Annotated in this window: 13 protein-coding genes; 8 read left to right on the top strand and 5 right to left on the bottom strand. The window is 59.7% G+C overall.

Features of this window, described 5'->3' with window-relative positions; translation table 11 throughout:
• Positions 1-8: 8 nt before the first annotated feature.
• On the bottom strand, positions 9-1,724 hold the full coding sequence (locus J7302_RS15945) for a proline--tRNA ligase (protein WP_215376765.1): 1,716 nt from the start codon (positions 1,722-1,724) through the stop codon (positions 9-11).
• A gap of 114 nt (positions 1,725-1,838) precedes the next feature.
• Here J7302_RS15945 and J7302_RS15940 point away from each other — a divergent pair, with 114 nt between their 5' ends.
• Entirely contained in the window at positions 1,839-2,246 is a 408-nt protein-coding gene (locus J7302_RS15940) for a PaaI family thioesterase (RefSeq protein ID WP_215377087.1), read from the top strand.
• Between the two features lie 102 nt (positions 2,247-2,348).
• On the opposite strand, the gene J7302_RS15935 is transcribed toward J7302_RS15940, so the two are convergent.
• Positions 2,349-3,686 (bottom strand): OprD family porin, encoded by a 1,338-nt coding sequence (locus J7302_RS15935; RefSeq protein WP_215376762.1) that lies wholly within the window; start codon positions 3,684-3,686, stop codon positions 2,349-2,351.
• A gap of 822 nt (positions 3,687-4,508) precedes the next feature.
• On the opposite strand from J7302_RS15935, the gene J7302_RS15930 reads away from it, so the two are divergent.
• Together J7302_RS15930 and J7302_RS15925 are read left to right on the top strand one after the other, a co-directional pair.
• A complete protein-coding gene (locus J7302_RS15930; RefSeq protein ID WP_215376759.1) occupies positions 4,509-4,934 on the top strand; it encodes an HIT family protein in 426 nt (141 codons plus the stop codon).
• A gap of 3 nt (positions 4,935-4,937) precedes the next feature.
• A complete protein-coding gene (locus J7302_RS15925) occupies positions 4,938-5,144 on the top strand; it encodes a SlyX family protein (RefSeq protein WP_215376756.1) in 207 nt (68 codons plus the stop codon).
• A 383-nt stretch (positions 5,145-5,527) separates the two neighbouring features.
• On the opposite strand, the gene J7302_RS27020 is transcribed toward J7302_RS15925, so the two are convergent.
• From J7302_RS27020 to J7302_RS15910, 3 genes are all read right to left on the bottom strand, one after another.
• Entirely contained in the window at positions 5,528-6,130 is a 603-nt protein-coding gene (locus J7302_RS27020; RefSeq protein WP_394359095.1) for a cold-shock protein, read from the bottom strand.
• A gap of 170 nt (positions 6,131-6,300) precedes the next feature.
• The gene (locus J7302_RS15915; protein WP_215376753.1) at positions 6,301-7,368 is read right to left on the bottom strand and encodes a GGDEF domain-containing protein; all 1,068 of its coding nucleotides are present in this window, start codon (positions 7,366-7,368) and stop codon (positions 6,301-6,303) included.
• Positions 7,369-7,475: 107 nt separating this feature from the next.
• Positions 7,476-7,946 carry a Dps family protein gene (locus J7302_RS15910; RefSeq protein WP_215376749.1) on the bottom strand — a complete coding sequence of 157 codons (471 nt, stop codon included), beginning with the start codon at positions 7,944-7,946 and terminating at the stop codon, positions 7,476-7,478.
• Between the two features lie 374 nt (positions 7,947-8,320).
• Here J7302_RS15910 and J7302_RS15905 point away from each other — a divergent pair, with 374 nt between their 5' ends.
• The 5 genes from J7302_RS15905 to ruvA all read left to right on the top strand — a co-directional run bounded on the left by J7302_RS15905 (position 8,321) and on the right by ruvA (position 12,474).
• A complete protein-coding gene (locus J7302_RS15905; protein ID WP_215376744.1) occupies positions 8,321-8,590 on the top strand; it encodes an FmdB family zinc ribbon protein in 270 nt (89 codons plus the stop codon).
• Between the two features lie 43 nt (positions 8,591-8,633).
• Positions 8,634-10,409 carry an aspartate--tRNA ligase gene (gene aspS / locus J7302_RS15900; RefSeq protein WP_215376741.1) on the top strand — a complete coding sequence of 592 codons (1,776 nt, stop codon included), beginning with the start codon at positions 8,634-8,636 and terminating at the stop codon, positions 10,407-10,409.
• A gap of 63 nt (positions 10,410-10,472) precedes the next feature.
• Complete coding sequence (locus J7302_RS15895) at positions 10,473-11,222, top strand: YebC/PmpR family DNA-binding transcriptional regulator (RefSeq protein WP_215376738.1); 750 nt, start codon at positions 10,473-10,475, stop codon at positions 11,220-11,222.
• Between the two features lie 100 nt (positions 11,223-11,322).
• Positions 11,323-11,847 carry a crossover junction endodeoxyribonuclease RuvC gene (gene ruvC / locus J7302_RS15890; protein ID WP_215376735.1) on the top strand — a complete coding sequence of 175 codons (525 nt, stop codon included), beginning with the start codon at positions 11,323-11,325 and terminating at the stop codon, positions 11,845-11,847.
• A gap of 21 nt (positions 11,848-11,868) precedes the next feature.
• On the top strand, positions 11,869-12,474 hold the full coding sequence (ruvA, locus tag J7302_RS15885) for a Holliday junction branch migration protein RuvA (RefSeq protein ID WP_215376732.1): 606 nt from the start codon (positions 11,869-11,871) through the stop codon (positions 12,472-12,474).
• Positions 12,475-12,478: the final 4 nt, after the last annotated feature.

The following is a 12,478-nucleotide window of genomic DNA, read 5'->3' as shown; positions in this document are numbered from 1 at the left end:
TTTATCGATCAGCGGTTTGCGCGGGCGGTAATGAAGGAAAGAGCCTCTGCGACCGGGATAGCCTGGCTATCTGATTCGCGGCGGTTCTTGTATTCCAGGGTGCCTTCGGCCAGGCCGCGTTCGCTTACCACGACGCGGTGGGGAATGCCGATCAACTCCATGTCGGCAAATTTGACGCCGGGGCTGGTCTTCTTGTCACGGTCATCGAGCAGTACTTCGATGCCTGCGGCGCGCAGATCAGCGTAGAGCTTGTCGGTAGCTTCCTTGACCGCGGGAGTCTCGTACTTCAGCGGGACCAGAGCGACCTGGAAGGGCGCCAGGGCGTCCGGCCAGAGGATGCCGCGATCGTCGTAGTTCTGCTCGATTGCGGCAGCGACGACGCGCGACACGCCAATGCCGTAGCAACCCATGATCAGGGTGACCGGTTTGCCTTGCTCGCTCAGTACGTCGAGCTTCATGGCTTCGCTGTACTTGGTGCCCAGCTGGAAGATGTGCCCGACTTCGATGCCGCGCTTGATCACCAGAGTGCCTTTGCCGTCCGGGCTAGGGTCGCCGGCTACGACGTTGCGCAGGTCAGCCACTTCCGGCAACGGCAGGTCGCGATCCCAGTTGACGCCGAAGTAGTGCTTGTCATCGATATTGGCGCCGATGGCGAAGTCGCTCATTAGGGCCACGGAGCGGTCGACGATGCAGGGCAGCGGCAGGTTGAGCGGGCCCAGCGAGCCAGCGCCAGCGCCGATTGCCTGGCGCAGTTCGGCCTCGCTGGCGAATACCAGCGGGCTGGCTACCTGGGCCAGGTTGGCGGCTTTGATTTCGTTCAGTTCGTGGTCGCCGCGGACAATCAGGGCGACCAGAGTGCCTTCTTCCGCGCCATGCACGACGAGGGTCTTGATGGTCTTCTCAATCGGCAGGCCGAACTTTTCCACCAGGTCGGCGATGGTCTTGGTGTCCGGGGTGTCGATCAGACGGAGGTCTTCGCTGGGAGCAGCGCGCTCCTTCTCGCGGGGCAGTGCCTCGGCCTTCTCGATGTTGGCGGCGTAGTCGGAGCTGTCGCTGAAGGCGATGTCGTCTTCGCCCGAGTCGGCCAGCACGTGGAACTCGTGGGAGCCAGTGCCGCCGATGGAGCCTGTATCGGCAAGTACGGGGCGGAAGTCCAGGCCCAGACGGCTGAATACATTGCAGTAGGCCTGGTGCATGCGGTCATAGGTTTCCTGCAGCGACTCCTGATTCATGTGGAAGGAGTAGGCGTCCTTCATGATGAACTCGCGGCCGCGCATCAGGCCGAAGCGGGGACGGATCTCGTCGCGGAACTTGGTCTGGATCTGATAGAAGTTGATCGGCAGCTGCTTGTAGCTGTTCAGCTCATTGCGCGCCAGGTCCGTGATCACTTCTTCGTGGGTCGGACCGACGCAGAATTCGCGGTCATGGCGGTCATGCAGGCGCAGCAGCTCGGGACCGTATTGCTCCCAACGGCCGGACTCCTGCCAGAGCTCAGCAGGCTGCACAGCTGGCATCAGCACTTCCAGCGCGCCTGCGGCATTCATCTCCTCGCGGACCACGGTTTCGACCTTGCGCAGCACACGCAGGCCCATCGGCAGCCAGGTATACAGGCCGGAGGCGAGCTTGCGGATCATGCCTGCCCGCAGCAGCAGTTGGTGGCTGATCACCACGGCGTCGGAGGGGGTTTCCTTGAGGGTTGAGAGCAGGTACTGACTGGTACGCATGTTTGGCCGTTTCGTCGGTTGCGATGGGGTTGAATGGCTCGGCATTGTACGGCGCTGATCAAGTGGCGTACAGGATTGCGGTCCTGGAAACGGAGGAAGCAGGGGATGGACAGACTGACGGCGGAGCAGGTTCAGGTGCTTATACGTGCCGGCGTGCCGATGGCGGACGATATGGACTTGCGTATTGACCGGCTTGATGAGCGGGGAGCTTTGGCACGGGTACCCTTCCAGGCCAAACTGGTGCGCCCGGGAGGGACGCTGTCCGGCCCGACGATCATGGCGCTGGCCGATGCGGCAATGTATGCGGTGGTGTTAGGGAGCCTTGGCCGGGTGGAGATGGCCGTGACGTCCAGCTTGAACATCAACTTCCTGGCCAAGCCGAAACCGGTGGATCTGATTGCCGAGGCCCGCATACTGAAGCTGAGTCGAAGGCAGGCCGTGTGTGAGGTGTCGTTGTTTTCCGCAGGGGAGGAGGGCGAGCTTGTGGCTCATGTAACGGGAACTTACGCGTTACCTCTCTAAATGATCCTGTTTAATTAATGACTGCCTTCTATATGTGCGTTCAAAAAAGAAGCCCGGCTAGGCCGGGCTTCTTTTTAGCGTCTCGAATAACCGAAGCTGGAATTACAGGATATCCAGCGGGTACTCGGTGATCAGACGGATTTCGTCGTTGGCAGTACCGCCAGCGGAGCCGAAGAAGGCCATGTCGCTGTTGGCGCGCCAGCTGGCGTGACGAACGCGGAAGGACAGGTCCTTGGCGGCGCCTTCCTGAACCACGTACTTCATCTCGATGTCACGTTCCCATTCCTTGCCGTCTTCGCCGATCGCGCCTGCGAACGCGCCGTTCGGGTCGGCCTTGGTGCCGTCGACGTCGTCACCGGTGATGTAACGAGCCATGAAGCTCAGGCCGGGAACGCCGTACTCAGCCATGTTCAGGTCGTAGCGAACCTGAATCGACTTCTCGTTCGGGCCGTTGAAGTCGGAGTACTGAACCGAGTTGGCCAGGAAGATGGAGTCGCCGGAGTTCTGGCCGTCCATCGCGATGTAGTCGAACGGCTCGTCGCCATTCACCTTCTGGTAGGCCAGGGTGAACTTGTGCGCACCGATGGAGTAGGCGGCAGCAGCGGACCAGGCGGTGCTGTCGAGGTCGCCGGCCAGTGCCTTGCCTTCGTCCAGGGTGCGGTAGACGTTGAAGTCCAGGTTCAGGGCCTGGCTGTCGCTGAACGGAATGTTCCAGTTCAGGTTGCCGTAGTACTGATTCCAGATGTCTTCCAGTTCCGACCCGTACACGCTGGCGGTGACATTGTCGCTGAAGGCGTAGGAGCCGCCCACGTAGTCGGCGCTGTCACTGGCGATGCCGGTGTAGGTGGTGGTGATTTCGCCGTGGCTGTTGGTGGAGGCACTGCCATCGCGAATGGAAGTGAAGTGGCCGGCGTCGATGTTCAGGCCTTCGATCTCGCTGCTCAGCAGCTGGAAGCCCTCAGCGGAACCCGGGAACAGGCGGGCAGTACCGGTGGCGAAGACCGGTGCGGTCGGGAACAGGTTGCCGTACTTCAGTACGGTGTTGGAAACCTGGGCTTTGACTGCGCCGCCAGCATAGGAGTACTCGTCCTGGGAGCGACCATCGCTACCGGTGGGCAGCAGGCCAGTTCCGTTGGTGCCGTTACCGCTGTCGAGCTTCAGGCCCAGCATGGCATGGGCATCAACGCCAAAGCCAACGGTGCCTTGAGTGAAGCCGGACTCGTACATGGCGCTGATGCCGTGGGCCCACTCTTTGCGGTAGTTCTGGCTGGTCGAGGGGTTGTTGCGGAAGTCACGGTAGAAGAAGAAGTTCTTGTTCAGCAGGGTCAGGTTGCTGTCTTCTACGAAGCCCTTGGACTCGGACTGGCTGGACGCTACTGCCATTTGAGTGGTGCCCGCAGCAACGGCCAGGGCGATAACGCTCCACTTCATCACTTGCATTGTGATTGCTCCTTTGGTTTTGAAGATTCTCGCCGCTTTCTTATATATGGAAGGCGGTTCTTTCTTTTTGTGTCGGCGCTAACTTATAGCACGACGAAAATTATGGCGATAGTTGAAACCTGGTCCTTACGATTTCTTCACGACGCTGTCGCAATTCGAGAAGAGTTGTGTCGCATATTTGTAGATTTTTGCCGTGCATCCTTTCATCCCCGGGCCCTTGAAGCAAGATCGATGGCTCCCCACTGGTCTCGACACCGCCCGGTCTTTGACCTCCAGTTGATTAGCAACAACCGTGCACAAACTCTTGCTCACTTGAGAAAAAATTTCCGACTGGTGCTCGGGCGGCCTCATTGGGGCGTCAGTTTGTGTTGATGCGCTCCACTGAAATGGTTTCCAGAGCAGGCTTCCGGTTGGCTCGAGGGTGGGGTGGGGGTTGACATGGCATGGAGCGATTGATCCCGATTGCCTGTCCCCGTTTGGTGTGCGCGAAGACGTAACCTCGCTGTGGCGACTCGTAACGAAAGTGGTCGGTGTGGGCCGTTTTGGTGCATAGAGTAACGTCAGTGTCTCGCTGCTGTTCCGCCGGCCTCGAGCGAGTGCGTATGCGTGGATGCCGGTTCGAGTGTATCAGCGGTATGGCTGTGAGCGATGTTGGACGGTAAGCCTTCTTATATAAGGAAGGCAACTCGGAACCTTGCGAGTTTCGTTTCGGGGTGGCATTCGCTTATGCTGCGCGCGCTCCGGCTTACCGATCTCACTGCTTTGCTGGTGGTGGCTGGAGGGCTAAGCTCAACACTCATGCAGTCGAACAGGAGAGTCAGTATGTTCGCCCTGGATCCGCGGCTTCAGAAGGACACATTGGTCATTGGCGATTTTCACCTGTGCCGTCTGCTCTTGATGAACGATGCGCAGTACCCCTGGTTCATCCTGGTGCCGCGTCGGGAGGAGGTCAGCGAGCTGTTCCAGCTCAGCGACGAGGACCAGCAGCAGTTGTGGCGTGAATCCACATTCCTTGCTGAAACTCTGAAGGACACCTTCCGCGCCGATAAAATGAATGTGGCCAGTCTTGGCAATGTCGTCAGTCAGTTGCACATGCATGTCATCGTTCGTCGACGTGATGACGTGAGTTGGCCTGCCCCGGTGTGGGGGCGCCATCCAGTTCAGTCCTATAGCGATGATCAGGTGGCCGCAATTCGCACCAAGCTGCGTCTGGTGCTGACGGACGACTTCCGTTTTTGTGAGGAGTGAGTCATGAGCCTGGAAATGCGTATTGCGGATCTTGAAAGCCGTTTGGCGTTTCAGGATGACACTATCCAAGCCCTCAACGATGTCTTGATCGCTCAGCAGCGCGTCGTCGATCGGATGCAGCTGCAACTTGCTGCGCTGGCCAGGCGTCAGGAGGAATTGCTCAGTCAGTTCGGTTCAGTCGAGGATGAGGCGCCGCCGCCTCACTATTGATCGGCTTTCATGAAAAAGCCCGCCATTAGGCGTAATGCTGTTCACATAAGAAAATACGCCGCTTTTCCTTCGGCAGGAGGGCGGCGTTTTTGGTTTTACATCATCACGAAGTTGTTTCTGTTGGGCAGGTATCTCTCGTAGGAGCGAGCTCTGCTCGCGAACCCGCCTCCTTCGCGAGCAGAGCTCGCTCCTACGGGGCCTTCAGCTTGGTAGTCCGGATGAAATCGGGGAAAAGTCCAACCCCTGCACCCGGATTCATCCGGGCTACGAGGTGGCAGACTGCTCCGAAGGCCGATCACGCTCCTCCTCCTATGCGCTGTCGCCAATGCCTAAGTGAACAGCATTACACCATTAGGCGGGCTTTTTCGTGTCATTGACGCTATTCAGCGTCGGGTGGGCTGAGCGGCGATTACGTCCTCCGCTTGCAGGCCTTTGTCGCGTTGAATGACCGAGAACTCAACACGCTGTCCTTCGATCAGTACGCGGTGGCCTTCGCCTCGGATGGCGCGGAAGTGCACGAAGATATCGTCCCCCGAGTCTCGGGAGATGAAGCCGAACCCTTTGGAGGTGTTGAACCATTTCACTGTGCCGGTTTCGCGATTGCTCATGTCCTGGGAGAGGAGGGCAGTCTGTGTGACTTTGCGCAGGTTGACTCCCAGGTGCAGTGCGATTGCCAGGATCGCACTAGAAATGCTGATCAGGATGGCAGGTTGTTCACTGATGGTGGTCAGTGGTGCCAGAAGGATCAGCGTTTGCAGGATGACAGACAGCACCAGAAGTGCGGAAACCAGGCTCTGGAGCTGGTTGCGAGAGCCTTTCGACCACGCTGGAACGACGGGGGCCAGTAGAAGGTTGAGCAGGCCGAACAGTGCTAGGTAGACGGCATCCGGTTGTTGCAGGTAAGGCAGAGTATCGGTGCGCAGGCTTGGGATGAAAGACAAAAACAAAGCAGCAGCGCCCGTCAGGAGATGGACGATTTTCAAGATGTTCAATGGGCTCACCTTCGACATGAATCATCAGCGGAAGAGCCGTGTCTGCCTGAAACCCAGGAGCAGTCTGGGCAAGAAATGGACGCAGACACTGGCCTATGCCGGGATCCTGGTATCGAGATCGCGGCACGGGGCGTATTTAACAGCAAAGGGCTGGGGTTCTCAATTCAAGCGCTTGGCACCGGCTCCTTGAGTGCCGGATGAACCTGGTTGCGTCCATTGCGCTTGGCTTGGTAGAGCGCATCGTCGGCGCGGGTTATCAGGGTTTCCACCGTATCGCATGGCTCGGCCAGGGCCATCCCGAAGCTGGCGGTAATGGTGTCGAGCACCTGATCGGTACGCCGCACCTTCACTCGAAGTGCCTGAACCTTGCTGCGTAGCTGTTCGGCAAAGTTGCGTGCCACTTCGAGGTCCTTGCAGTCACGCAGAATGATGCAGAATTCCTCGCCGCCGTACCGCGCGGCCATGGCGCGAGGGGGGAGCAGGTCGCGCAACAGTTGTCCCACGTGTTGCAGAACGCGATCGCCCAGGGGGTGGCCGAACTGGTCGTTGAACTGTTTGAAGTGATCGATATCGAGCATTACCAGGGCAAGGCCCTGATGCCCATTGTTGAGTGATTGCTCGAGCAGGCGGGTGAATGCCTGCCGATTGAAGACTTGCGTCAGGCCATCGAGCGTTGCAGCCAGTTGAGCGCGTTCCAGCTGATTACGCAGGTGCTGGATTTCTGACTGGGCGGCGCGGAGTCGATAGAGGAACTGCTCCTGCTGCTCTTGCATGATCTGGGTGCTTTGTTGCAACTGGCTGAGCACGTTTGGGAGGTCGTCGATGATCGGTTCGTGCAGTGCGGCCAGGCCCGCAGCGAGGCTGGTCTGATAGGAATGACTGCCACTGACGCTGCGCGAAACGTCGCCCTCGATATCGTCCACCAGATCGATGACCTGCTGCTGCCCTGTGCGAGCCTCCTCAAGCTCTCCGCGGATGATGTAGTCGCGAAACAGCTTCAGGGCAGACTCGGGCGGAAAGACGTCGAAGTCACTGACGATCTTGTCGAGGCGACGATTCAGATCGGGCATCATGCCCTTGCTGTAGGTGTACCAAAGTGCATAGTGCACTGGGTTTGGGGGAATTGCGTGGCGCACCATCAGCGGCACGGCCTGCTTTAGCAGGTCGGCGGCTTCTCGGGTTTCTTCGGGGTAAAGCTCAAGCAGCGACGGATGTTTCGGAGGCTGGCTCATGCACTTCACTGTTGCGATTTTTCGAGTTGGCAGAGCATAGAACAGCGAGGCTCTCGTCGCATAGCGGAAGGCCCGGAAAACAGGGCCTTCCGTACTGGTTGGCTGGCTCAGGCTGCCAGGAGGCTGCGCAGCATCCAGGCGGTTTTCTCGTGCACTTGCATGCGCTGGGTCAGCAGGTCCGCAGTGGGCTCGTCGCTGACCTTGTCCAGCAGCGGGAAAATACCGCGCGCTGTGCGTACGACCGCTTCCTGGCCCTGGACCAGTTGCCTGATCATGTCCTCGGCGCTGGGGACGCCTTCCTCCTCTTTGATGGAGGACAGTCGGGCATAGGCAGCGTATGTTCCCGGAGCCGGGAAGCCGAGTGCGCGAATACGTTCGGCGATGGCATCCACCGCCAGGGCCAGTTCGTTGTACTGCCCTTCGAACATGAGGTGCAGCGTGTTGAACATGGGGCCTGTGACATTCCAGTGGAAGTTGTGGGTCTTCAGGTAGAGGGTATAGGTGTCGGCCAGCAGGCGCGACAGTCCTTCGGCAATGGCTGCGCGGTCCTGCTCGGCGATTCCAATATTGATTTCCATACCAGTTCTCCTCTGGGTGGCTGCGGGCTTGGCTGGCCCGATGATGGCCACAGACTAGCACAGGGTGATTGCGGCTCGGCCTTGGCTTGAGCCAATGGAGGCAATGGTTAGAAGTAATTGGCAGGCCTTGGATTCAACCATTTTCTGGTGCGGCGGGGGGTGGGCTGATTGAGCTGAAGCTGCTTCCCGCTCTCAGTGTTTGCCTGGAGGGGCTAGCGGATCCGGCCAGTTGTCGTTGTACCTTGTTGTGTCGGATGGCTGGTTGGGATGGGGTGAGGGGCGGCTGCGCGGCGGCGATTAAACCTATATAATCGCGCGCTTTGCCGCCTAGCCTCGGCTTGCGGCTCGTTTGCACCGATGACCGGAGTCGGCAGATGCCTATTTATGAGTATCAGTGCGCTTCCTGTGGCCATCAGCTGGAAGCGATCCAGAAGTTCAGCGATGCACCGTTGGTCGATTGTCCGACCTGCAAGGCGCCCGAGTTGAAGAAAATGCTCTCCTTGCCAGGGTTCCGCCTCAAGGGCGGGGGTTGGTACGAGACTGACTTCAAGACCGGCGCGAAGAAGAACCTGGCCGCTGGCGATGCCGCCCCGGCCTGTCCGGCAGGTGGCTGTGTCGCCGCTGGATGTTCCGCCGCTGACTGAGCGGCCCGACGAATTCAAGACTCAAGAGAAGCGAAACACGACCATGATGCGCAGCCACTATTGCGGCCAACTGAACGAGAGCCTGGACGGCCAGGAAGTCACCCTCTGCGGATGGGTACACCGTCGCCGTGACCACGGTGGGGTCATTTTCCTCGATATCCGCGATCGCGAAGGCCTGGCCCAGGTAGTTTTCGACCCTGACCGTGAGGAAACTTTCGCTCGGGCTGACCGCGTGCGCAGCGAATATGTCGTCAAGATTACCGGCAAAGTGCGTCTGCGCCCGGCCGGCGCAGTCAATCCGAACATGCCCTCTGGCGCCATCGAAGTGCTTGGCTACGAACTGGAAGTGCTGAACCAGGCCGAGACTCCGCCGTTCCCGCTGGACGAATACTCCGATGTGGGCGAGGAGACCCGCCTGCGTTACCGCTTCATCGACCTGCGCCGCCCGGAAATGGCCGCCAAGTTGAAGCTGCGCTCAAGCATTACCAGCAGCATCCGTCGCTACCTTGACGAAAACGGTTTCCTCGATGTCGAGACGCCGATTCTGACCCGCGCAACTCCAGAGGGCGCGCGCGACTATCTGGTGCCGAGCCGCACCCATGCGGGCAGCTTCTTCGCTCTGCCGCAATCTCCGCAGCTGTTCAAGCAGTTGCTGATGGTGGCTGGCTTTGACCGTTACTACCAGATCGCCAAGTGCTTCCGTGATGAAGACTTGCGCGCCGATCGCCAGCCGGAATTCACCCAGATCGACATCGAGACCAGCTTCCTCGATGAAAGCGACATCATGGGCATCACCGAGAACATGATCCGCAAGCTGTTCAAGGAAGTGCTGGGCCTGGAATTCGATGAGTTCCCGCACATGACCTTCGAAGAGGCCATGCGTCGCTACGGTTCCGACAAACCGGACCTGCGCATTCCGTTGGAGCTGGTCGACGTCGCCGACCAGCTCAAGGAAGTCGAATTCAAGGTGTTCAGTGGCCCGGCCAACGATCCGAAAGGCCGCGTTGCCGCCCTCCGTGTGCCTGGCGCCGCCAGCATGCCGCGGAGCCAGATCGACGACTACACAAAGTTTGTCGGCATTTACGGCGCCAAAGGCCTGGCCTACATCAAGGTCAACGAGCGCGCCAAAGGTGTCGAGGGCCTGCAGTCCCCGATCGTCAAGTTCATCCCCGAGGCCAACCTCAACGTGATCCTCGATCGCGTGAATGCTCAGGATGGCGACATCGTGTTCTTCGGCGCTGACCGCGCCAAAGTCGTCAGCGAAGCCCTGGGCGCACTGCGCATCAAGGTCGGCCATGACCTGAAGCTGCTCACGAAGGAGTGGGCGCCGATGTGGGTCGTGGACTTCCCGATGTTCGAAGAGAACGACGACGGCAGCCTGACTTCGTTGCACCACCCTTTCACCTCGCCCAAGTGCTCCCCGCAAGAGCTGGAAGCCAATCCGGCTGCCGCCCTGTCCCGTGCCTATGACATGGTGCTGAACGGTACTGAACTGGGTGGCGGCTCCATCCGTATCCACGACAAGTCCATGCAGCAGGCGGTATTCCGGGTGCTGGGCATCAGTGAAGAAGAGCAGGAAGAGAAGTTCGGCTTCCTCCTCGATGCCCTGAAGTTCGGTGCGCCGCCGCACGGTGGTCTGGCCTTCGGTCTGGATCGCCTGGTGATGCTGATGACCGGCGCCCAGTCGATCCGCGAAGTGATCGCCTTCCCGAAAACCCAGAGCGCTGCATGCGTCATGACCCAGGCGCCGGGCGCCGTGGATGCCAAGGCTCTGCGTGAACTGCATATTCGTCTGCGCGAGCAGCCGAAGGCCGAGTAAGTCGAATCAACCCGGGCGGCGCCTGTTGCGCGCCGCCCCGTCAAGAAGAGTACGGAGTGAGTTATGGCTGGTCATTCCAAATGGGCCAACATCAAGCACCGCAAAGAACGCCAGGATGCCAAGCGCGGCAAGATCTTTACCAAGCTCATTCGTGAGCTGACCGTGGCCGCCAAGCATGGCGGCGGCAACCCGGCGGACAACCCGCGTCTGCGCCTGGCTGTCGACAAAGCGCTGACCGCAAACATGACTCGCGACACCATTGACCGTGCCATCGCCCGTGGCGCCGGCTCCAATGACACCGACAACATGGTCGAGCTGAGCTACGAAGGCTATGCGCCGAGTGGTGTGGCCATCATCGTCGAAGCCATGACCGACAACCGGAACCGGACTGCGGCCGAAGTACGTCATGCTTTCAGCAAGTGCGGTGGCAACCTGGGTACCGATGGATCGGTTTCCTATATGTTCGATCGCAAGGGCCAGATCAGCTATGCCCCTGGCGTGAACGAAGAAGCCCTGATGGAAGCGGCTCTCGAAGCAGGTGCGGACGATGTAGTGGCTGAGGAGGACGGCTCGGTCGAGGTCTACACCACCTTTGCCGATTTCCTTTCGGTCAACGAAGCGCTAACCGCAGCGGGCTTCAAGGGTGACGAGGCCGAAGTGGCGATGATCCCGTCGATCAGTGCACCTGTCGCTGACCTCGAGACAGCCCAGAAAGTCTTGAAACTGATTGACATGCTGGAAGATCTCGACGACGTGCAGAACGTCTACCACAACGCCGAGATTCCTGACGAGATTATGGAGCAGCTCGGCTGATCGACACCGGTCACCTGAGTCTGGAGGGCCGGAAGCTGGCTGCGCTGTTGCAGGTGCCGCCACTTCCGGCTCTTGGCTTTCTGTCTCGAGTTCCTCGTTTATGACTCTGATACTTGGCATCGACCCTGGCTCCCGCATCACTGGCTATGGCGTTGTGCGCGACACCGGTCGTGGCTGTGAGTACGTGGCTTCCGGCTGCATACGGACGGGCGCCGGCGTGCTGCATGAGCGGTTGCAGATTGTCTTTCGCGGCGTGCGCGAGGTGATCCAGACCTACGGCCCGGTGACGATGGGCATCGAGCAGGTATTCATGGCGCGCAATGCGGACTCCGCCCTTAAGCTGGGCCAGGCTCGTGGCGCCGCTATTGTGGCGGCTGCCGAGGAAGGGCTGGAGATTGCCGAATACACCGCCAGTCAGGTCAAGCAGGCCATTGCCGGAACCGGCGGGGCCGACAAGCAGCAAGTGATGATGATGGTCATGCACCTGCTGAAGCTGGTACAGAAGCCGCAGATCGACGCATCCGATGCCCTGGCCATTGCCTTGTGCCATGCGCACCACCGGCAGAGCCTCATTCCCCATGGTCTGGCAAGTGCCAAGCGCCGTGGTGGTCGGCTTCGTTTGTAACCTCTTCAAAGGACGTTATTCGTGATTGGACGCCTGCGTGGCACCTTGGCGGAAAAGCAGCCGCCGCACCTGATACTTGACATCAACGGCCTTGGCTACGAGCTGGAAGTGCCAATGACGACCCTTTATCGCCTGCCATCGGTGGGCGAGCCGGTGACTCTGCACACCCATCTGGTGGTGCGTGAGGATGCCCACCTGCTTTATGGCTTCTTCGAAAAGCGCGAGCGCGAGCTCTTTCGCGAACTGATTCGCCTCAACGGAGTGGGGCCGAAGTTGGCCTTGGCGCTGATGTCGGGCCTGGAAGTGGATGAGCTGGTACGCTGCGTGCAGGCTCAGGATACCTCTACCCTGGTGAAAATTCCGGGCGTCGGCAAGAAGACCGCCGAGCGCCTGCTGGTGGAGCTGAAGGACCGCTTCAAGGCTTGGGAAAGTATGCCGGCCATTGCCACCCTGGTGGTCGAGCCTCGCGGCGGTGTGGCAGTCTCCGCCGCGGAGAATGATGCCTTGAGTGCGCTGGTCGCCCTCGGCTTCAAGCCGCAGGAGGCCAGTCGCGCAGTGTCCGCCGTCAAGGAAGATGGGCTGTCGAGCGAAGAAATGATTCGTCGCGCCCTGAAAGGGATGGTGTAAGCAA

It is taken from the genome of Metapseudomonas boanensis, assembly GCF_018704125.1.
In the GTDB taxonomy this organism is placed as follows: domain Bacteria; phylum Pseudomonadota; class Gammaproteobacteria; order Pseudomonadales; family Pseudomonadaceae; genus Metapseudomonas; species Metapseudomonas boanensis.
Note: the sequence above shows the minus strand (reverse complement) of the source record. Positions and strands in the feature narration are given on the sequence as shown.